Origin of the sequence: Nitrospirillum karajorum (assembly GCF_036348415.1) — a bacterium.
Classification (GTDB): Bacteria; Pseudomonadota; Alphaproteobacteria; order Azospirillales; family Azospirillaceae; genus Nitrospirillum; species Nitrospirillum amazonense_B.
In genome coordinates this window covers 1137018-1155817 of sequence record NZ_JAZBQB010000001.1, presented here as the reverse complement: position 1 = coordinate 1155817, position 18800 = coordinate 1137018, and the positions used below count along the sequence as shown (strand labels likewise).

The 18800-nt window shown below is 67.1% G+C and carries 13 protein-coding genes; 8 read left to right on the top strand and 5 right to left on the bottom strand.

The genetic code is table 11. The features are described 5' to 3' along the window. Positions 1-247: 247 nt before the first annotated feature. A complete protein-coding gene (locus UCD39_RS05080) occupies positions 248-2455 on the top strand; it encodes a putative bifunctional diguanylate cyclase/phosphodiesterase (RefSeq protein WP_330494985.1) in 2208 nt (735 codons plus the stop codon). Positions 2456-2487: 32 nt separating this feature from the next. Here the strand turns inward: UCD39_RS05080 and UCD39_RS05075 are convergent, their stop codons facing one another. Next, on the bottom strand, positions 2488-3507 hold the full coding sequence (locus UCD39_RS05075) for a lysylphosphatidylglycerol synthase domain-containing protein (protein ID WP_330494984.1): 1020 nt from the start codon (positions 3505-3507) through the stop codon (positions 2488-2490). A gap of 635 nt (positions 3508-4142) precedes the next feature. On the opposite strand from UCD39_RS05075, the gene UCD39_RS05070 reads away from it, so the two are divergent. Next, positions 4143-7895 (top strand): vitamin B12-dependent ribonucleotide reductase, encoded by a 3753-nt coding sequence (locus tag UCD39_RS05070; protein WP_330494983.1) that lies wholly within the window; start codon positions 4143-4145, stop codon positions 7893-7895. Between the two features lie 189 nt (positions 7896-8084). Further along, positions 8085-9020: a toll/interleukin-1 receptor domain-containing protein gene (locus UCD39_RS05065; protein ID WP_330494982.1), complete on the top strand. Its 936-nt coding sequence runs from the start codon at positions 8085-8087 to the stop codon at positions 9018-9020. A gap of 353 nt (positions 9021-9373) precedes the next feature. On the opposite strand, the gene UCD39_RS05060 is transcribed toward UCD39_RS05065, so the two are convergent. The 4 genes from UCD39_RS05060 to UCD39_RS05045 all read right to left on the bottom strand — a co-directional run bounded on the left by UCD39_RS05060 (position 9374) and on the right by UCD39_RS05045 (position 11801). After that, the gene (locus UCD39_RS05060; protein WP_330494981.1) at positions 9374-9601 is read right to left on the bottom strand and encodes a hypothetical protein; all 228 of its coding nucleotides are present in this window, start codon (positions 9599-9601) and stop codon (positions 9374-9376) included. 98 nt (positions 9602-9699) lie between these two features. Next, on the bottom strand, positions 9700-10173 hold the full coding sequence (locus tag UCD39_RS05055) for a hypothetical protein (protein WP_330494980.1): 474 nt from the start codon (positions 10171-10173) through the stop codon (positions 9700-9702). 88 nt (positions 10174-10261) lie between these two features. Next, positions 10262-10726, bottom strand: a complete 465-nt coding sequence (locus UCD39_RS05050) for a hypothetical protein (protein ID WP_330494979.1) — start codon at positions 10724-10726, stop codon at positions 10262-10264. A 154-nt stretch (positions 10727-10880) separates the two neighbouring features. Beyond that, positions 10881-11801 (bottom strand): LysR family transcriptional regulator, encoded by a 921-nt coding sequence (locus tag UCD39_RS05045; protein ID WP_145728832.1) that lies wholly within the window; start codon positions 11799-11801, stop codon positions 10881-10883. A gap of 166 nt (positions 11802-11967) precedes the next feature. On the opposite strand from UCD39_RS05045, the gene UCD39_RS05040 reads away from it, so the two are divergent. From UCD39_RS05040 to UCD39_RS05020, 5 genes are all read left to right on the top strand, one after another. Further along, complete coding sequence (locus tag UCD39_RS05040) at positions 11968-13086, top strand: class 1 fructose-bisphosphatase (RefSeq protein WP_330494978.1); 1119 nt, start codon at positions 11968-11970, stop codon at positions 13084-13086. Between the two features lie 42 nt (positions 13087-13128). Further along, positions 13129-14004, top strand: a complete 876-nt coding sequence (locus tag UCD39_RS05035) for a phosphoribulokinase (protein ID WP_330494977.1) — start codon at positions 13129-13131, stop codon at positions 14002-14004. A 99-nt stretch (positions 14005-14103) separates the two neighbouring features. After that, positions 14104-16056: a transketolase gene (gene tkt / locus UCD39_RS05030; RefSeq protein ID WP_330495490.1), complete on the top strand. Its 1953-nt coding sequence runs from the start codon at positions 14104-14106 to the stop codon at positions 16054-16056. A 13-nt stretch (positions 16057-16069) separates the two neighbouring features. Beyond that, the gene (gene fba / locus UCD39_RS05025; protein ID WP_330494976.1) at positions 16070-17155 is read left to right on the top strand and encodes a class II fructose-bisphosphate aldolase; all 1086 of its coding nucleotides are present in this window, start codon (positions 16070-16072) and stop codon (positions 17153-17155) included. A 139-nt stretch (positions 17156-17294) separates the two neighbouring features. Continuing rightward, positions 17295-18752, top strand: coding sequence for a form I ribulose bisphosphate carboxylase large subunit (locus UCD39_RS05020; RefSeq protein WP_145729444.1), 1458 nt, complete (start codon positions 17295-17297; stop codon positions 18750-18752). Positions 18753-18800: the final 48 nt, after the last annotated feature.

Sequence of the window (18800 nt, the reverse complement as noted above, 5' to 3'; positions counted from 1 at the left end):
GTTTCAGTCCCGCGCGTCCATACGCAGAGGCGGGCCGCCGACGCCGGCCGTGGCATGGCTGCCTCCGAACCCGCTTGGATGGCCACTTGGGCGGCCGCTCGGGGGGCGGCGCGGCGGCCTATGGGGTCAACTATGCGGAAGGATAGCGGCCAAGGGCGGTAACCCTTTTGAAAGACTTGGACGTCTTGATGGCGGCAAGTGCCCCAACGGGCCAACGGCAACGCAACTGGATGGCATGGAATAAGGAATGGACGTGGTGGAAGGCATGGGCATGACCGCGCGGCACGGGACGGCGGCGCCGTCGCTGTCGCGACCCCCAGCGATGCCGCAGCCCCCCTCAGCGGAAGCCGCCCTGCGCGAGGCGGCCCAACGCTACCGTTTCCTGCTGGATCATGTACCCGCCGGCGTCATGGTCCGCGCCGCCGACACGCGGCTGCGCTACGCCAACGCCGCCGCCTGCCGCATGCTGGGCCTCAGCGAGGATGCCATCCTGGGCAGCTATGAGCCCGATCCGCGCTGGAGCTTCGTGCGGGAGGATGGCAGCCCGGTGCCTGCCGACGAACTGCCGGGCAGCCTGGCGCTGCAGGGCCGCATGGATGCCAACAACATACTGCTGGGCCTGAAGCGGCGCGGGGAGTCGTCCACCACCTGGCTGATGTGCAACGCCTATCCCGTGCTGGACGACAACGGCCAGCCGGTGGAGGCGGTCATCAGCTTCACCGACGTGACCGACCTGAAGAAGGTCCAGCAGTCGCTGGAAAAGTCGGAGGAACGGTTGCGGCTGGTGCTGCGGGGGTCGCAGGACGCGCCCTGGGATTGGGACCTGACCAGCAACCTGCTGTATTATTCCCCCCGCTGGTGGGAGATGATCGGTTACGAGGTGGGTGAGCTGTGCCGGGACCCCAGCCCTTGGCAGAACCTGACCCACCCCGACGATTGGGAACCCGCCCGGGCGATTTTCCACGCCGCGCTCAAAAGCGGGCAGGAAAGCTATGAGATGGAATTCCGCCTGCGCCACAAGGACGGCCACTACGTCCCGGTGCTGTCGCGCGGCTTCATCCTGCGCAATGCCGATGGCCAGGCCGTGCGCGTCTCCGGCACCAACACCAACCTGACGGAGCGCCGCCAAGCGGAGCAGCGCATCCACCACCTGGCCTATTATGACTCCCTTACCGAGGTGCCCAACCGCAGCCTGCTGCTGGAACACCTCCGCCGCTCCCTGCTGTCGGGAAGACGCCGGGCGTCCCGGGGCGCGCTGCTGTTCGTCGACTTGGACCATTTCAAGGTGGTGAACGACACCTTGGGCCACGACCAGGGCGACGAACTGCTGCGCCAGGTGGCCGCCCGGCTGCGCGCCTGCGCGCGGGACACCGACATGGTGGCGCGCCTGGGCGGGGACGAGTTCGTCGTGATGCTGGAAGGGCTGGGCCGCACGGCCGACGACGCCGCCCTGGCGGCCAAGGCGGTGGGCGGCAAAATCTTGGCCGCCTTCGATACCCCCTTCGTGCTGGGCGCGGACAGCCACCGGGCCACCCCCAGCGTGGGCGTGGCCTTGTTCGGCGCCGAAACCAAAAGCGCGGACTGCCTCATCAAGCAGGCGGACCTGGCCATGGGCGCGGCCAAGGCCGGCGGCGGCAACGCGCTGCGCTTTTTCGATGCCGGCATGCAACTGGCCGTGGATGGCCGCCTGGCCCTGGAAAAGGACCTGCGCGAGGGGTTGGAACGCGGCCAGATGGCCATCCACCTTCAGCCCCAGGTGGACCAGGCCGGCACCGTCGTGGGCGCGGAGGTGCTGCTGCGCTGGGAGCATCCGGAGCGCGGCCTGGTCTCCCCGGCGGACTTCGTCCCCCTGGCCGAGTCCACGGGCCTGATCCTGCCGCTGGGCAAATGGGTGTTGAAGGAGGCGTGCGCGACCCTGCGCCGCTGGGCCCACGACCCGGTCCTGTCGCGGCTGTCGCTGTCGGTCAATGTCAGCGCCCGCCAGTTCCACGAGTCGGATTTCGACAGCCAGGTCCTGGAGATCCTGGCCGCCACCGGCGCCAATCCCTGCCGGCTGAAGCTGGAACTGACGGAAAGCCTGCTGGCCCACGACATCGGGGACATCATCGCCAAGATGGCGCGCCTGAAGGAGCGCGGCGTGCGGCTGTCACTGGACGATTTCGGCACCGGCTATTCGTCGCTGGGCTATCTTCAGCGCCTGCCGCTGAACGAACTGAAGATCGATCGCATGTTCGTCCGCGACGTGCTGTCCAACCCCAACGACGCCAACATCGCCCGCATCATCCTGTCGCTGGCCCACAATCTGGGCCTGTCGGTGATCGCCGAAGGGGTCGAGACGGCGGGGCAGCACGATTTCCTGCAAGCCAACGGCTGCCGCTTCTACCAGGGCTACCTGTTCGGCCGCCCTGTCCCGGTCGCGGCGTTCGAGGACGGCTTGCGGCGCCGGTCGGCCTGACCACTGGCCGCCTGTTGGCCGCCCGCGGGGCGCTATCGCCCGCGCCGGGCCCGCCAGCGGCGCCAGGCGGCCACGGGGCCATGGTCGGCGCGGATTTCCCAGACCAGCAGCAGCAGGCCGGCCAGGACCAGCGGCAGCACGTAATAGAGGAAGCGGTAGGCCAGCAGGGCGCCGATGGCGCCACCGGCGGGGCCGTGGTCCCGCAGGCCCAGCAGCAGGATGGTCTCGAACACGCCCAGGCCGCCCGGCACATGGCTGACGATGGCGATGGCCAGGCCGGCGCAGAATAGGGCCGTGAACTCCATGAAGCCCACGCTGGACTCGGCCGGCAGCAGGGTCCACAGCGCCGCCGCCGACAGCAGGATTTCCAGCGACGCGATGACGATCTGCGACAGCATCACGCCGGAGGACGGCAGGGCGACGGACCACCGCCACAGCCGCATGGGCTTGTGCGTCACGGCCGCCGCCACCGTCATGGCGCCCAGCCCCGCCAGCACCAGGCCGGCCACACCCTGCAGCAGCCAGGCGGGCACGTTCAGCATGCCAGCCCCCACCTCGGGCCCGATGGCCACGCCCAGCGCGCCGGTGAAGGTGATGCCCAGCGTGAAGGTCGTGGTGGAAAACACGACGATCTTGGCGATGTCCGCCGCCGACAGGCCCGCCACCGAGTAGACGCGATAGCGCACCGACCCGCCGCTGATGACGGCGAAGCCCACATTGTTGGAGATGGCGTAGCCGGCGAAGCTGCCCAGGCCCACGGTGCGGTACGGCAGCTTGATGCCCAGGTATTTCAGGGCGGAGACGTCATAGAGCGTCATCACCATATAGGCGCCGGCCACCAGGCCCGCCGCCTGCGCCACCCGCGCCCAAGGCAGAAGCTGGACATAGGCCCAGACCTCCGCCGGGCGGAAGTCCCGCGCCACATGGCGCACGGCCAGCACGACCAGCCCCAGCAGCACCAGGGCGGTGACCAGGGTGGTTAGGCGCTTGATCCAATTGGGCCGGTGTGTCGCGGGCCGGGCGGGGTCCCCATCCGCCGCCCTGTCCCCCATCGCCGTTTCACCGCCCCCCCTGTCGCCTGCCCCCGTCCCACCCACCGGCGGGCGCGCCGCCGGGTCGATGACCACCGGATGATGATAAGTCGGGCGATTGGGGCGCTGGTCTGGGCTGCGCTCAGGGGACATTCGGGACGGGGATTCTCGGGCCTGAAGAAAAATAGGCGCCGGAATACCGCCGGCGCGGGCGAGGGGGCACCCTGCCATCTTCCTCCCGGGTTGAAAACCCAAAAGCGCAGAGAGGGCCGGGCACCGACGGCCCGGACGCCGCCCCTGGCCCGGTGGTCGCCCGGCCGCATTTTTCAGCCGACGAAAAGGGGCCCGCCGAAATGGTGAGAGGCCCGGGTTTGCTGGAGAATCGCCTCCTACCCGAAGAGTCAACCACAACCCGTATGCACCTGCCCGTTTGGCACCACAAAATGTCGTTGATGGTCGAAACATGGTGGCATACGCTTCCCCGACATACAGCATCTTGGGGTGCTGTCGCGGCGCGGAGCACCAGGGACCAACCCAGGTTTTGGGGTGGTTTTGCCTGTTTCCACGGCCATCCTCCGGGCAACGATTCCGGACGAGGCCCGCCCCCGCGACACCCACCCCGTCATCGCGGCATTTCATTCAGGGGTCGGGGCACCATGCGCATCGAGAGACGGTTCACGGTCGACGGTCGGGACGCTTACGAGGGGATCGCCTTCCGCACGGCGACCAGCGAGATCCGCAACCCCGACGGCTCGGTGGTTTTCCAGGCCAAAGACATCCAGGTGCCGGCGGACTGGAGCCAGGTGGCCTGTGACATCCTGGCCCAGAAGTATTTCCGCCGCGCCGGCGTGCCCGCCCGCCTTAAGACGGTGGAGGAGAACGACGTTCCGTCCTTCCTGTGGCGCCATGTGGCCGACCAGGACGCGCTGGCCGCCCTGCCGGAAAAGGAACGGGTGGGGGGCGAGACCTCCGCCCGCCAGGTGTTCGACCGCCTGGCCGGCACCTGGGCCTATTGGGGCTGGAAGGGCGGCTACTTCGACAGCGAGGCCGACGCCAGCGCCTATTTCGATGAGATGCGCCACATGCTGGCCCGCCAAATGGCGGCGCCCAACAGCCCGCAATGGTTCAACACCGGCCTGCACTGGGCCTATGGCATCGACGGCCCCGCCCAGGGCCATCACTACGTCGACTTCAAGACCGGCGAGCTGGTGGCCAGCAAGTCGGCCTATGAGCACCCGCAGCCCCATGCCTGCTTCATCCAGTCCGTCGCCGACGACCTGGTGAACGAGGGCGGCATCATGGACCTGTGGGTGCGCGAGGCCCGCCTGTTCAAGTACGGCTCCGGCACCGGTTCCAACTTCTCCCGCCTGCGCGGCGATGGCGAGCGGCTGGCCGGCGGCGGCAAGTCCTCCGGCCTGATGAGCTTCCTGAAGATCGGCGACCGCGCCGCCGGGGCCATCAAGTCGGGCGGCACCACCCGCCGTGCCGCCAAGATGGTGACGGTGGACCTGGACCACCCGGACATCGAGGCCTACATCGACTGGAAGGTGGTGGAAGAGCAGAAGGTCTGCGCCCTGGTGGCCGGGTCCAAGCTGGCCAACAAGCACCTGAACGCCATCATGGCGGCAGCGACGGAGGGCATGGGCCCGGATGCCGATCGTCTGGACCCGACCAAGAACAAGGCGCTGAAGCGGGCCATCATCGAGGCCCGCAAGTCCATGATCCCGGAAAACTACATCCAGCGGGTCATCCAGTTCGCCGGCCAGGGCTACACGGAGATGGAGTTCCAGACCTATGACACGGACTGGGATTCCAGCGCCTACCTGACCGTTTCCGGCCAGAACTCCAACAACTCCGTCCGCGTGCCCGACGCCTTCATCCGCGCGGTGCAGGAGGATGCCGACTGGAACCTGATCCGCCGCACCGACGGCAAGGTGGCCAAGACGCTGAAGGCCCGCGACCTGTGGGACAAGATCGGCCACGCCGCCTGGCAGTCGGCCGACCCCGGCGTGCAGTACGACACCACCATCAACGACTGGCACACCTGCCCCGAGTCCGGCCGTATCAACGCGTCCAACCCCTGCTCGGAATACATGTTCCTGGACGACACGGCCTGCAACCTGGCGTCCCTGAACCTCATGGAGTTCCGCCGGGCCGACGGCTCGTTCGACACCGACGCCTTCAGCCACGCCTGCCGGCTGTGGACGGTGGCGCTGGAAATCTCCGTGCTCATGGCGCAGTTCCCCTCCAAGGAGATCGCGCGCCTGTCGTACGAGTACCGCACCCTGGGCCTGGGCTTCGCCAACCTCGGCGGCCTGCTGATGGCGGCGGGCATCCCCTATGACAGCGCCGAGGGCCGGGCCATCTGCGGCGCCATCAGCGCCGTCATGACCGGCGTCGCCTACGCCACCTCCGGCGAGATGGCGGGGGAACTGGGGCCCTTCCCCGGCTACGCCCCCAACGCCACCGCCATGCTGCGGGTCATCCGCAACCACCGCCGCGCCGCCTATGGCGCCGGGGAAGGTTACGAGGGCCTGTCGGTCACCCCGGTGCCGCTGGATGCCGAGGATTGCCCCGACCAGCGGCTGATCGTGGCCGCCCGCCGCGCCTGGGATGAGGCGTTGGAACTGGGCCAGAAGCACGGCTACCGCAACGCCCAGGCCACCGTGGTCGCCCCCACCGGCACCATCGGCCTGGTCATGGACTGCGACACCACCGGCATCGAGCCGGACTTCGCCCTGGTGAAGTTCAAGAAGCTGGCCGGCGGCGGCTATTTCAAGATCATCAACCGCGTGGTGCCGGAGGCGCTGTCGCGCCTGGGCTATTCCGCCACGGACGTGGCCCGCATCGAGCGTTACGCCGTGGGCCACGGCACCCTGAAGGGCGCGCCGGGCGTGAACCATGAGACGCTGGCGGCCAAGGGCTTCGGGCCCGAGCAGTTGGAAAAGCTGGAAGCCGGCCTGGCCAACGCCTTCGACATCAAGTTCGCCTTCAACAAGTGGACGCTGGGCGCCGACTTCCTGACCGGGGCCCTGGGCGTGCCAGCGCACAAGCTGGAGGAGTTCGGCTTCGACCTCCTGTCCCACCTGGGCTTCACCAAGGCGGAGATCGAGGCGGCCAACGTCCACTGCTGCGGCGCCATGACCCTGGAGGGCGCGCCCGGCCTGAAGGCCGAGCATCTGCCCGTGTTCGATTGCGCCAGCCCGTGTGGGAAGATCGGCACGCGCTACCTGTCGGCCGAAAGCCACATCCGCATGATGGCGGCCTCGCAGCCCTTCATCTCCGGCGCCATCTCCAAGACCATCAACATGCCCAACCACGCCACGGTGGAGGCGTGCAAGGACGCCTACATGCTGTCGTGGAGCCTGGGCCTGAAGGCCAATGCGCTCTACCGCGACGGCAGCAAGCTGTCCCAGCCGCTGAACGCCCAGGTGCTGGAGGAGGATGAGGAGGAAGACGTCGCCGAAACCACGCTGGAGCGCGTGCTGGAGGCCCCGGCCGCCGCGCGCGTCGAGGTGGTGACCGAGCGCATCGTGGAAAAGGTGGTGGAGAAGGTGGTGCGCGCCCAGCGCGAGCGCCTGCCCCACCGCCGCAAGGGCTACACCCAGAAGGCCATGGTGGGCGGCCACAAGGTCTATTTGCGCACCGGCGAGTATGAGGACGGCAAGCTGGGCGAAATCTTCATCGACATGCACAAGGAGGGCGCCGCCTTCCGCTCGCTGATGAACAACTTCGCCATCGCCATCAGCCTGGGCCTGCAGTACGGCGTGCCGCTGGAGGAGTATGTGGAGGCCTTCACCTTCACCCGCTTCGAGCCCGCCGGCATGGTGCAGGGCAACGACGCCATCAAGATGGCGACGTCCATCCTGGACTATGTGTTCCGTGAGCTGGCCATCAGCTATCTGTCGCGCACGGACCTCGCCCACGCCACGCCGGAGGACATCCTGCCCGACACCATGGGCGGCGGCGTGAAGCAGAGCGACCTGCCGCCGCACGCGGCCGAGGTGGCGGAGGAAACGCTGAACGCCGTGGCGCGCATCACCTCCACCGGCTATGTCCGCAACAACCTGCCCAACCTGCGGGTCCTGCCCGGCGGCCAGGCCGGCCGCGCCGTCGCCGCCTTCCAGACGGCCACCGCGACCGCCAGCGTGGAAACCCACGTCGCCACCGGCACCCACGGCGCCCCCCAGGCCTACTCCACCCTGACCCGCGCGGAAAAGGTGGTGACCAGCACCAGCTACGGCGGCGCCGTTTCCGGCGGCAGCGACGCCCGCTGGGAAAAGGTCAAGGAAGCCCGCGCCAAAGGCTACGAAGGCGACCCCTGCCCCGAATGCCAGAACATGACCCTGGTGCGGAATGGGACGTGCCTGAAGTGCGACACCTGCGGCAGCACGACGGGGTGCAGCTAAGGGGGGTGCCTAGCCTTCGGTCGGCTTTACGAACGAAGGCTTGAACTGACGCAACCATCAAGTGAATCAAACGCCCATTCAAACGGCTCGCCCTTCGGGACGAGCCGGCTGGCGGTTTGATAGCTACGGCGGCTTTGAAAAGATCGCCGTCAGGGTTTCAGCTTCATCCCAGCGAATTTCGGGGGAAAAATGAAGGCTTTTATCAGCTGGAGTGGTGAGCGCAGTCATGCGCTCGGCCAGGCATTGTATGATTGGTTGCCCATGGTTCTCCAGTCCATAGAACCATGGCTATCCCAATCCGACATTGATGCAGGTGAACGGTGGGCAAATCAGGTTGGGAAAGAACTAGAGGCTTGTAATTTTGGAATAATTTGCATAACGCGTGAAAATATCTCGTCCCCTTGGATTTTGTTTGAGGCTGGAGCGTTGGCAAAATCCATGCAGGAAGGCCGGGTTGTCCCTCTATTACTCGACATTGAGTTCAAAGATATCACCGGCCCACTTGCGCAGTTTCAAGCTAAGAAGGTGGAAAAATCTGGCATATTTGATGTAGTGACTTCTATTAATAAATTTTCAGATGGAAAGCTATCGGATACCCACCTGAACCGTCAGTTTGAAGCGCTATGGCCGACTTTCGAGAAATCTGTTGAGCAGTTCCCCAAAAACCCTCCACATGCTCAGAAAACTAGACCGCAGCATGAGATACTGGAGGAACTCGTTTCCAGCATCCGTGGCCTAGATATGCGTTTCCGCGAGAGCCAAGAGGAAACGCCGCGAGTTCGCCGCCGCAGGACTCGCTTTCATCCGATGGTGTTGCGCGACCTACTACATTCTAGCGATTTTGGCCCAAGTGACCCCATCCAATTCCTGCTTCTTGCTAGCTTTATAAAGGAGGAATTTCCTTGGATGCATGAGCTTGGCGTTGAAGCATACAGAGAGGCAATTCATACCTCGAACAAAGATACTGCACGGCGTCGTTTCTTTGCAGCCATAAAAATGTTGCACAACATGCCATTTGTGGAAAATTACAGCGAGAAAGAAACATACATGTTCATGCGGGAATTTGAGCGCCTTATTTCAGATCTCAATTTCGACGGTCTTCTCGCACAGGTTTCAAAAAAATAATTTCAATATAGATCTGGAGAAACTGTAGGAAAGACATCTGATATATTTGAATATGGATAATATCTCCCTCCTGCCCTACTCCTGATGGAAGAGGAAGACGACGAAGCCCGCGCCGCGACATGATCCGCGTAGGCATCGACACCAACGTTTTCCTAAGTTCGTTCGCCACGCCTGGGCGAACATCCACCCTGCAGCTGAATAGGCGGCGGGCTGCGCCGCCACCCCGGCATTGGAACGCACCTACGCGGAACTGGCCGCCAAACTTGCGGCGTCACAGTTCGCCCTGGGGTTTGGCACCGAAGCGAGCCGTCAAACCGAGATTCCGCCGCTTCAGAAAAGCCATCAGCGCTTTCTCACAACCCGCCACCCAGCACCGAGCCGTCCTTGCGGCGGGACAGCTGCACCTGGCCGTCCACGCATTTCACGTAGGTCGTCTTGCCAGGCGTCAGGCCGTCGCAGATGATCACCAGGGCGCGCGGCAGGGCGCCGAACTCCTTGGAGCCACGCACGCCGGCGTTATAGGTGTCGAGGTAGGTCTTCAGCGCCGCCTTGCGGACGGGCTGGCCGTTCTGGTCGATCATGGGCGGTACGGGCTCCCCAAAAGCATGCTGGATCATCGCCCGAAGGACGCCCGCGCCGCCAGCGCCATTTCAGACCGGCCACCTTCCGCCGCCCGCCCTCAGGGCAGAGGCAGGCAATCCGGGTTCAGCTTGTTGGCTGTCTTGCCGGTGTAAAGCTGGCCGCCCTTGAAGGAGACGGCGCCGGTGAAGTTGCCGCTTTTCCACAGGGGCTGGCAGCTGGTGGTGCTGAGGATGAACAGCTTGCGGGCGCCGCCGGCGGAGGTGGTCACCAGTAGGTGCTGGCCGTCGCTGTACAGCGTGCCCTCGATGGGGGCCACGGCGGCGTCGGCGGTGCAGGTGGTGCCGTCCTGGCCGGTGATGGTCAGGGGGCCTTTCCAGGACGTGCCCGCCCCGTCGGCGGCGGGGCCCAGGTCCAGGGTCAGGACATCGGCGCGGACCTTGCCGGACGCCGGTTCCACCGGCTGGTAGGGGCAGACGACCGGCAGATGGCGCTGGGGGGCGGCCTGGGCCACGGCGGGCGGAATCAGCGCCGCCGCGGCGGCGAGGGCCAAACCTTTGGAGAAGATCGTCATGGGCGAAGCAATCCTTGGATGAGCCTGTCCTTGGTAAAGATCATTTTCCGCGCCGCGCGAAAACACTCCCCCCTGTTGCGGTAACCCTTTAGGAGGTAGCGGCTGAGGGAATGCAAAGCGACCCCAGCTTATGCGTCCTGGTGCCCAGGCGCAGAGCCTGAGGCGTCAGGCTCACCTCCCCCGAGAATGGGGAGCTTTTCCATAAGATCCGGCAATTGTTGATGTCCAAGAAGTGAACCCTCCGCTCGCTGCCCGAGTAGGTGGAGACAATGACGCGCTGGCCATCCGTCAATAATGGCCGCTCCACCAAACTGATATCGGGGTCCACCGTGCAGGATGTCCCGTCAGCGTGGGTGAACACCACCGGCCCTTGCCAGGCTTGCGGTTTGAGGGGGTCATCCCCTTCCCCCAAATCCATGGTGGCTGATCCCACCAGGATTTTGCCCACGCCAGGCTCCAGCGCCTGGTACGCACAGGCCTGGGCCAGCGCCGTGGGCGCCGCCATCACGATCGGGACGATGACGGCGAGGGTCAGGGTGGGAAGCGCTTTCATGGTACTCAATGGCCGGCATGAGGGAGGGCGGGCGCATGGATCGCCGCGTTCCCGTCCGGTTCCCCCGTGTATGGGTTTCCTGGGATAGGGACCCCATGCACAGGGAAGTGGAGCGGCCTTTTGCCCCCGCAACTGCCCTGAATGGTTATTTCCCTCACGCGATGGGCCGCACGTTGGGCAGGAATTCCCGCCCCCGGTCCACCAGGAAGGCCTTGACCGCCGCCGCCGCCGGGGCCAGGCGCTTGTCCGACCGCTTGGCCACGAACCACTGGCGCACGATGGGCAAACCCTCCACATCCAGTGGCGCCAGGCGGCCGCTTTCCAGTTCGGCGGCGATGGTGTGGGCGGAGATGAAGGAGAGGCCCAGGCCGGCCATCACCGCCTGCTTCACCGTCTCATTGCTGCCCACCTCCATGCTGATGGGCGGGTGCAGGTCGGCCTGGGCGAAGAACCATTCCATCAGCATGCGGGTGCCGGACCCGACCTCGCGCACCAGGAAGGTTTCGTGCGCGAATTCCTCCAGCCTCAGTTGGCGGCGGCCCACCAGCGGGTGGTGGGGTGGGGCGATCATGATGTGGGGATGGTCGCCGAGGGCGTGCATATCGACGGCGAGGTCGCGGGGCGGGCGGCCCATGATGGCGATGTCGATGCTGTCCGCCTTCAGCGCCGCGATGATCTCCTCCCGGTTGCCCACCATGAGCGACAATTCGATCTGGGGGTATTCGCCGTGGAAGGCGCCCAGAGCGTAGGGCGCGAAATACTTGGCGGTGCTGACCACCCCCACCGCCACCCGGCCGCCGGACAGGTTGCGCAGCGCCTCCATGGTGGCGGCGCAATTGTTCAGTTCCGCCTCGATGCGGATGACCGTCTCGATCACCTCCCGCCCCGCGTCGGTGGGCTTGAAGCGTTCCCCTAGCCGGTCCAGCAGGGGCACGCCCAGCAAGTCCTCCAGCGCCTGCACCTGCATGGTGACGGCCGGCGGCGTGACGTGCAGGCGCTTGGCCGCCGCCGTCACCGACCCCGTTTGCGCCACCGCCGCGAGGGCGCGCAGCTGTTTCAGCGTCACATTGCGCATGTCCGCCTTCCGCTTTCAGAAATTCTGAACGAAAAGCTAAGTTTATTCGAATTTTCTTACGGCGCAATCGTCCGCACACTCCCTCTCAAGAACGACGCCGGCCAACAACAAGACGGGCCGGGAACGACGCGGGGACGGGAACCCCGCCCAGAAGCGGGAGGACATCATGGCGAACACCACGACATTGGCGCGGCATCTGGTTGCCTGGAGCGGAAGCACCCAAAACGGTGGGGCCCACCTGCGGGCGGATATCGTGCGCACCATCCTGGCCCTGGCCGACGCCGGCCTGGCCATCGCCGACCTGGTGGCCATGGGCCCCCTGGCGGGCGAGATGGCCGCCGTGCGCGGCGAAAGCAACGGCGACACCCAGAAGGAACTGGATATCCGCGCCCATGACATCGTGGTCGACCGCCTGGCCGGCGCGCCGGTGGCGGTGGTGGGGTCGGAGGAGAGCGACGCCCCCGTGCTGCTGGACCCGGCGGGTACGCTGGTGGTGGCCATCGACCCCCTGGATGGGTCCAGCAACATCGAGACCAACGTGTCGGTCGGCACCATCTTCTCCATCCTGGGGGTGGAGGACGCGGCCGACCCCGCCGCCTCGCTGCTGCAGCCGGGGCACCGGCAACTGGCGGCCGGCTTCCTGGTCTACGGGCCGCAGACCGCCCTGGTGCTGACCCTGGGCGAGGGCACCGAGATCTTCTTCCTGGACAAGCGGCCGGTCGAGCCGCTGCCGGCGGTCCATGGCGGCGCCGGCTGGGCATCCCCGGCGCCGCGCACGCCCAAGGCGGAATTCGTGCGCATGACCAGCCCGGTGACGGTGATGGCGGAGACCAAGGAGTTCGCCATCAACGCCTCGAACCAGCGGCATTGGGCGCCCAGCATCCGCGCCTATGTCGACGACTGCCTGGCGGGATCGGACGGGCCACGGGCCAAGAACTACAACATGCGGTGGATCGCCTCGCTGGTGGCCGACGCCTTCCGCATCCTGCGCCGGGGCGGCGTCTATCTCTACCCCACCGATGAGCGCCCGGGCTATCGCAGTGGCCGCCTGCGCCTGGTGTACGAGGCCAACCCCATCGCCCTGGTCATCGAGCAGGCGGGCGGGGCCGCCACCGACGGGCAGAACCGCATCCTGGACCTGACGCCCCGCCACCTGCATGAGCGCACGGCCCTGGTCTTCGGGTCGCAAACGGAGGTGCGGCGGGTGGCCGAGCACCATACCGCCCCGGCCATCCTGGCCGACCGCGCGCCCCTGTTCGGCCAACGCGGCCTGCTGCGCGCCTGACCGGCCTGCCCCTTCAGCCGCTAGACCGGGAGGTCCCCCGCCATGTCCATCCGCCATCCCATCATTTCCGTCACCGGGTCGTCGGGCGCCGGCACCACCAGCGTCCGCCAGATTTTCGAGCAGGTCTTCCGCCGCGAAGGGGTGAACGCCGCCTGCATCGACGGTGACGCCTACCACCGCTATGACCGGGCGCAGATGAAGCAGGCCATCGCCCAGGCCGACAAGGACGGCGACCATCATTTCAGCCATTTTGGCCCGCAGGCCAACCTACTGGGCGAATTACAGGAGCTGTTCCGCCGCTATGGCGACGACGGCACGGGCCGCACCCGCCACTATGTCCACGACGCGGCGGAGGCGGAACAATACGGCTGCCCCGCCGGCACCTTCACCCCGTGGGAGGACCTGCCGGGCCCCAGCGACCTGCTGTTCTATGAGGGCCTGCATGGCGCCGTGGTGGCCGACGGCTATGACATCGCCGGCCATGCGGACCTGAAGATCGGCGTGGTGCCGGTAATCAACCTGGAATGGATCCAGAAGATCCACCGTGACCGCACCCTGCGCGGCTACAGCACGGAGGATGTGATGACCACCATCCTGCGGCGCATGCCGGACTATGTCCGCTACATCTGCCCACAGTTCACCCAGACGGACATCAACTTCCAGCGGGTGCCCACGGTCGACACCTCCAACCCCTTCATCGCGCGGTGGATACCGACCCCGGACGAATCCATCGTCGTCATCCGCTTCCGCAACCCGCGCGGCATCGACTTCGCCTACCTGCTGTCCATGATCGCCGGCAGCTTCATGTCGCGGGCCAATTCCATCGTCATCCCGGGCGGCAAGCTCGACCTCGCCATGCAGCTGATCCTGACGCCGCTGATCCTGCAACTGGTCGACCGCAAGCGCCGCGCCGGTTGAGGAGGCCGAGAAATGACGCCCACCCTATCGCTGCGCCAGATCGAAACCACCGAACCCGAGGCCGCGCCCGCCCCTGACGGAACGCCCAGCTTGGCCGACATGGCCAACGCCGTCCGCATGCTGGCGGTCGCGGGGGTGGAGGCGGCGAAGTCCGGCCATCCCGGCATGCCCATGGGCATGGCCGACGTCGCCACCGTGCTATTCACCCGCGTGCTGCGCCTGGACCCGGCGCGGCCCGACTGGCCCGACCGCGACCGCTTCGTGCTGTCGGCCGGCCACGGCAGCATGCTGCAATACGCCCTGCACCACCTGCTGGGCTATGCCGACATGGGGCTGGAGGAGCTGAAGCGCTTCCGCCAGTTGGGCTCCCGCGCGGCGGGCCACCCGGAATACGGCCATGCCCAGGGGATCGAGACCACCACCGGGCCGCTGGGCCAGGGCCTCACCACCGCCGTGGGCATGGCCCTGGCGGAGCGGCACCTGAACGCCCGCTTCGGCGACGCCCTGGTTGACCACCGCACCTATGTCATCGCCGGCGACGGCTGCCTGATGGAGGGCATCAGCCAGGAGGCCATCGACCTGGCCGGCCAGCTGCGGCTGTCCCGCCTGATCGTGCTGTGGGACGACAACGGCATCACCATCGACGGCACCACCGGCCTGTCCACCCGCACCGACCAGTTGGTCCGCTTCGCTGCCTCCGGCTGGGCGGTGGAGCGGGTGGACGCCTACGACCATGAGGCCATCGAGGCCGCCTTGGTCCGCGCCCAGGCCAGCGATCGCCCCACCCTGATCGCCTGCCGCAGCGTCATCGGCTATGGCGCCCCCACCAAGGCGGGCACCTGCGGCGTGCACGGCGCCCCCCTGGGAGCTGAGGAGGCGCAAGGCGCGGCCCGGGCCCTGGGCTGGGACAGCCCGCCCTTCACCGTGCCGGACGACATCCTGGCCGCCTGGCGCGCCGTGGCCCAGGCGGGCGGCCAAGCGCGGGAAGCGTGGGAGCGGCGGCTGGCCGCCCATCCGTCCCGCCTGGATTTCCAACGGGTCATGGCCACCGACCCCGGGCTGGAGCTGGCCGACGCCCTGGCCGCCTATCGGCAGGAGTTGGCGCAGAACCGGCCGACGATGGCGACGCGCAAGGCCTCGCAACTGGTGCTGGGGGTGGTGAACGCCGCCACCGATCTGACGGTGGGCGGCTCCGCCGACCTGACCCATTCCAACCTGACGCAGACCAAGGGAATGGCGCCGATGGAGGCGGATGCCTACGCCGGCCGCTACATCCACTACGGCATACGCGAGCATGCCATGGCCGCCGTCATGAACGGCCTGGCCCTGCATGGTGGCGTCATCCCCTACGGCGGCACCTTCCTGGTGTTCTCCGACTATGCCCGGGGCGCCATCCGCCTGTCGGCCCTGATGGGCGTGCGCGTCATCCATGTGCTGACCCATGACAGCATCGGCCTGGGGGAGGACGGCCCGACCCACCAGCCGGTGGAGCACCTGGCCATGCTGCGCGCCACGCCCAACCTGCAGGTCTTCCGCCCCGCCGACGCGGTGGAGACGGCGGAGTGCTGGGAACTGGCGCTGGCCAGTCCCGGTACGCCCTCGGCGCTGTGCCTGTCGCGCCAGGATCTGCCCACCCTGCGCCGCGACGCCTCCTGGAACCGCAGCGCCACCGGCGCCTACATCCTGCGGGAGACACCGGGGCCGCGTGACGCCACCCTGCTGGCCACCGGGTCGGAGGTGGCCCTGGCGGTGGAGGCGGCGGAACGCCTGGCCAAGGAGGGCATCGCCACCGCCGTGGTGTCCATGCCCTGCTGGGAACTGTTCGAGCGGCAGCCACCCGCCAACCGCGCCCTGGTGCTGGGCTCCGCCCCCCGCATCGGGGTGGAGGCGGCGGTGCGCTTCGGCTGGGACCGCTGGCTGGGCGACCAGGGCGCCTTCATCGGGATGGGGGGCTTCGGCGCCTCCGCCCCGGCCGCCGATCTCTACCGCCACTTCGGCATCACCGTCGACGCCATCATGGCCGCCGTCCGCGCCCGCGTCGCCCACGCTTAAGGAGCGCTACACAATGGCTCGTATAACCCTTCGTCAGCTACTGGACCACGCTGCGGAGCGCGACTACGGCGTTCCCGCCTTCAACATCAACAACATGGAACAGGGCCTGGCGGTCATGGAGGCCGCCGCCCAAGTGGACGCGCCCGTCATCCTGCAGGCCAGCCGGGGCGCCCGGTCCTATGCCGGCGATCTCATGCTGGCCCGTATGATCGACGCGCTGGAGGCCCTTTATCCCACCATCCCACTGTGCCTGCATCAGGACCACGGCAACAGCGAGGCCACCTGCCTGACGGCCCTGCAGCACGGCTTCACCTCCGTCATGATGGACGGGTCGCTGATGGCCGACGCCAAAACCCCCGCTTCTTACGACTACAATGTCGACATCACCCGCCGCGTGGCGGAGGCGGCGCACTGGGTGGGCGCCTCGGTCGAGGGCGAGTTGGGCGTGCTGGGCAGCCTGGAGACGGGCCAGGGCGAGGCGGAGGACGGCCACGGGGCCGAGGGCGTGCTGTCGCTGGAGCAGCTGTGCACCGACCCCGACCAGGCGTTGGACTTCGTCGCCGCCACCCGCGTGGACGCGCTGGCCATCGCCATGGGCACCTCCCACGGCGCCTATAAATTCTCGCGCCAGCCGGACGGCGACATCCTGGCCATGAACGTGGTGGAGGCCATCCACGAACGGCTGCCCAATACCCACCTGGTCATGCACGGCAGTTCGTCCGTGCCGCAAGAATTGCAGGATCTGTTCAACGCCTATGGCGGCCAGATGCCCCGCACCTGGGGCGTGCCGGTGGAGGAGATCGTGCGCGGCATCCGCTTCGGGGTGCGCAAGATCAACATCGACACCGACTGCCGCCTGGCCATGGCGGTGCAGTTCCGCAAGACCGCCACGCAGAACCCGGCGGAATTCGACCCGCGCAAGTTCCTGAAGCCGGCCATGGACGCCATGAAGGCGCTGTGCCGCGACCGGTTCGAGCAGTTCGGCGCCGCCGGCAACGCCAGCCGCATCACCCCCCTGCCCATGGCCGCCATGGCCAAGCGCTACGCCACAGGCGCCCTGGACCCACAGTTGGGCCGGACGCCGGTGGCCGCCGAGTAACCACCACCCCCGCCCCGCCGCGCACCTGAACCCTGGCCCCGACCGGGGCCGCCGGAGATTTCCGGGGAGCGTCAGCGGATTGGAAATCCAGGATAGCCAAGGGGCGGATGCCCCGCCGGCGCTTGAGGAGGACAGGAACATGAACGCCATCGACAATAGGGACCGCCGCGACCGCTATGCCGCCGGCGTCATGAAGTACCGCGACATGGGCTACTGGCAGCCGGATTACGAGCCCAAGGACACCGACGTCATCGCCGTGTTCCGCATCACCCCGCAAGACGGGGTGGACCCCATCGAGGCCGCCGCCGCCGTGGCGGGCGAATCCTCCACCGCCACCTGGACCGTGGTGTGGACCGACCGCCTGACCGCCTGCGACAAGTACCGCGCCAAGGCCCACCGGGTGGACCCCGTGCCCGGCTCCCCCGACAGCTGGTTCGCCTACATCGCCTATGACATTGATCTTTTCGAACCCGGATCGATTGCCAACCTGACGGCGTCCATCATCGGCAATGTCTTCGGCTTCAAGCCGCTGAAGGCCCTGCGGCTGGAGGACATGCGCCTGCCGGTGGCCTATGTGAAGACCTTCGACGGGCCGCCCACCGGCATCGTTGTGGAGCGGGAACGGTTGGACAAGTTCGGCCGCCCTCTGCTGGGCGCCACGGTGAAGCCCAAGCTGGGCCTGTCGGGCCGCAACTATGGCCGCGTGGTCTATGAGGCGCTGAAGGGCGGCCTGGACTTCACCAAGGATGACGAGAACATCAATTCCCAACCCTTCATGCACTGGCGCGACCGCTTCCTCTATTGCATGGAGGCGGTGAACCGCGCCCAGGCGGCGACGGGCGAGATCAAGGGCACCTATCTCAACGTGACCGCCGCCACCATGGAGGACATGTACGAGCGGGCGGAGTTCGCCAAGTCCATCGGGTCGACCATCGTCATGATCGACCTGGTCATCGGCTACACCGCCATCCAGTCCATGTCGAAATGGGCGCGGCGCAACGACATGATCCTGCATCTGCACCGCGCCGGCCATTCCACCTACACCCGGCAAAAGAGCCACGGCGTGTCCTTCCGCGTCATCGCCAAATGGATGCGGCTGGCGGGTGTGGACCACATCCACGCCGGCACCGTGGTGGGCAAGCTGGAGGGCGATCCCGCCACCACCAAGGGCTATTACGACATCTGCCGCGAGGACTTCCTGCCCCAGCGGCTGGAGAACGGCATCTTCTTCGACCAGTCGTTCGCTTCGCTGCGCAAGACCATGCCGGTGGCGTCGGGCGGCATCCATGCCGGTCAGATGCACCAGTTGCTGGATTTGTTCGGCGACGACGTGGTGCTGCAGTTCGGCGGCGGCACCATCGGCCACCCCATGGGCATCCAGGCGGGCGCCACCGCCAACCGGGTGGCGCTGGAGGCCATGGTGCTGGCCCGCAACGAGGGCCGCGACATCCTGGCCGAGGGGCCGGACATCCTGGCCGCCGCCAGCCGCCACTGCACGCCCCTGCGCCAGGCCTTGGACGTCTGGAAGGACGTTACCTTCAACTACACCTCGACCGACTCACCGGACTTCGTGCCCACCGCCAGCGTTGCCGGCTGACGCCCTCAAGCGGCGGGCGGCCGCATGAGTGCCGTCGGCGCCCTTCCC

Excerpts from the sequence above, each read along its gene's own strand:
- UCD39_RS05080 (WP_330494985.1), top strand. The coding sequence starts at position 248 with ATGGACGTGGTGGAAGGCATGGGCATGACCGCGCGGCACGGGACGGCG.
- UCD39_RS05075 (WP_330494984.1), bottom strand. The coding sequence starts at position 3,507 with ATGGGGGACAGGGCGGCGGATGGGGACCCCGCCCGGCCCGCGACACAC.
- UCD39_RS05070 (WP_330494983.1), top strand. The coding sequence starts at position 4,143 with ATGCGCATCGAGAGACGGTTCACGGTCGACGGTCGGGACGCTTACGAG.
- UCD39_RS05065 (WP_330494982.1), top strand. The coding sequence starts at position 8,085 with ATGAAGGCTTTTATCAGCTGGAGTGGTGAGCGCAGTCATGCGCTCGGC.
- UCD39_RS05060 (WP_330494981.1), bottom strand. The coding sequence starts at position 9,601 with ATGATCGACCAGAACGGCCAGCCCGTCCGCAAGGCGGCGCTGAAGACC.
- UCD39_RS05055 (WP_330494980.1), bottom strand. The coding sequence starts at position 10,173 with ATGACGATCTTCTCCAAAGGTTTGGCCCTCGCCGCCGCGGCGGCGCTG.
- UCD39_RS05050 (WP_330494979.1), bottom strand. The coding sequence starts at position 10,726 with ATGAAAGCGCTTCCCACCCTGACCCTCGCCGTCATCGTCCCGATCGTG.
- UCD39_RS05045 (WP_145728832.1), bottom strand. The coding sequence starts at position 11,801 with ATGCGCAATGTGACGCTGAAACAGCTGCGCGCCCTCGCGGCGGTGGCG.
- UCD39_RS05040 (WP_330494978.1), top strand. The coding sequence starts at position 11,968 with ATGGCGAACACCACGACATTGGCGCGGCATCTGGTTGCCTGGAGCGGA.
- UCD39_RS05035 (WP_330494977.1), top strand. The coding sequence starts at position 13,129 with ATGTCCATCCGCCATCCCATCATTTCCGTCACCGGGTCGTCGGGCGCC.
- tkt (WP_330495490.1), top strand. The coding sequence starts at position 14,104 with ATGGCCAACGCCGTCCGCATGCTGGCGGTCGCGGGGGTGGAGGCGGCG.
- fba (WP_330494976.1), top strand. The coding sequence starts at position 16,070 with ATGGCTCGTATAACCCTTCGTCAGCTACTGGACCACGCTGCGGAGCGC.
- UCD39_RS05020 (WP_145729444.1), top strand. The coding sequence starts at position 17,295 with ATGAACGCCATCGACAATAGGGACCGCCGCGACCGCTATGCCGCCGGC.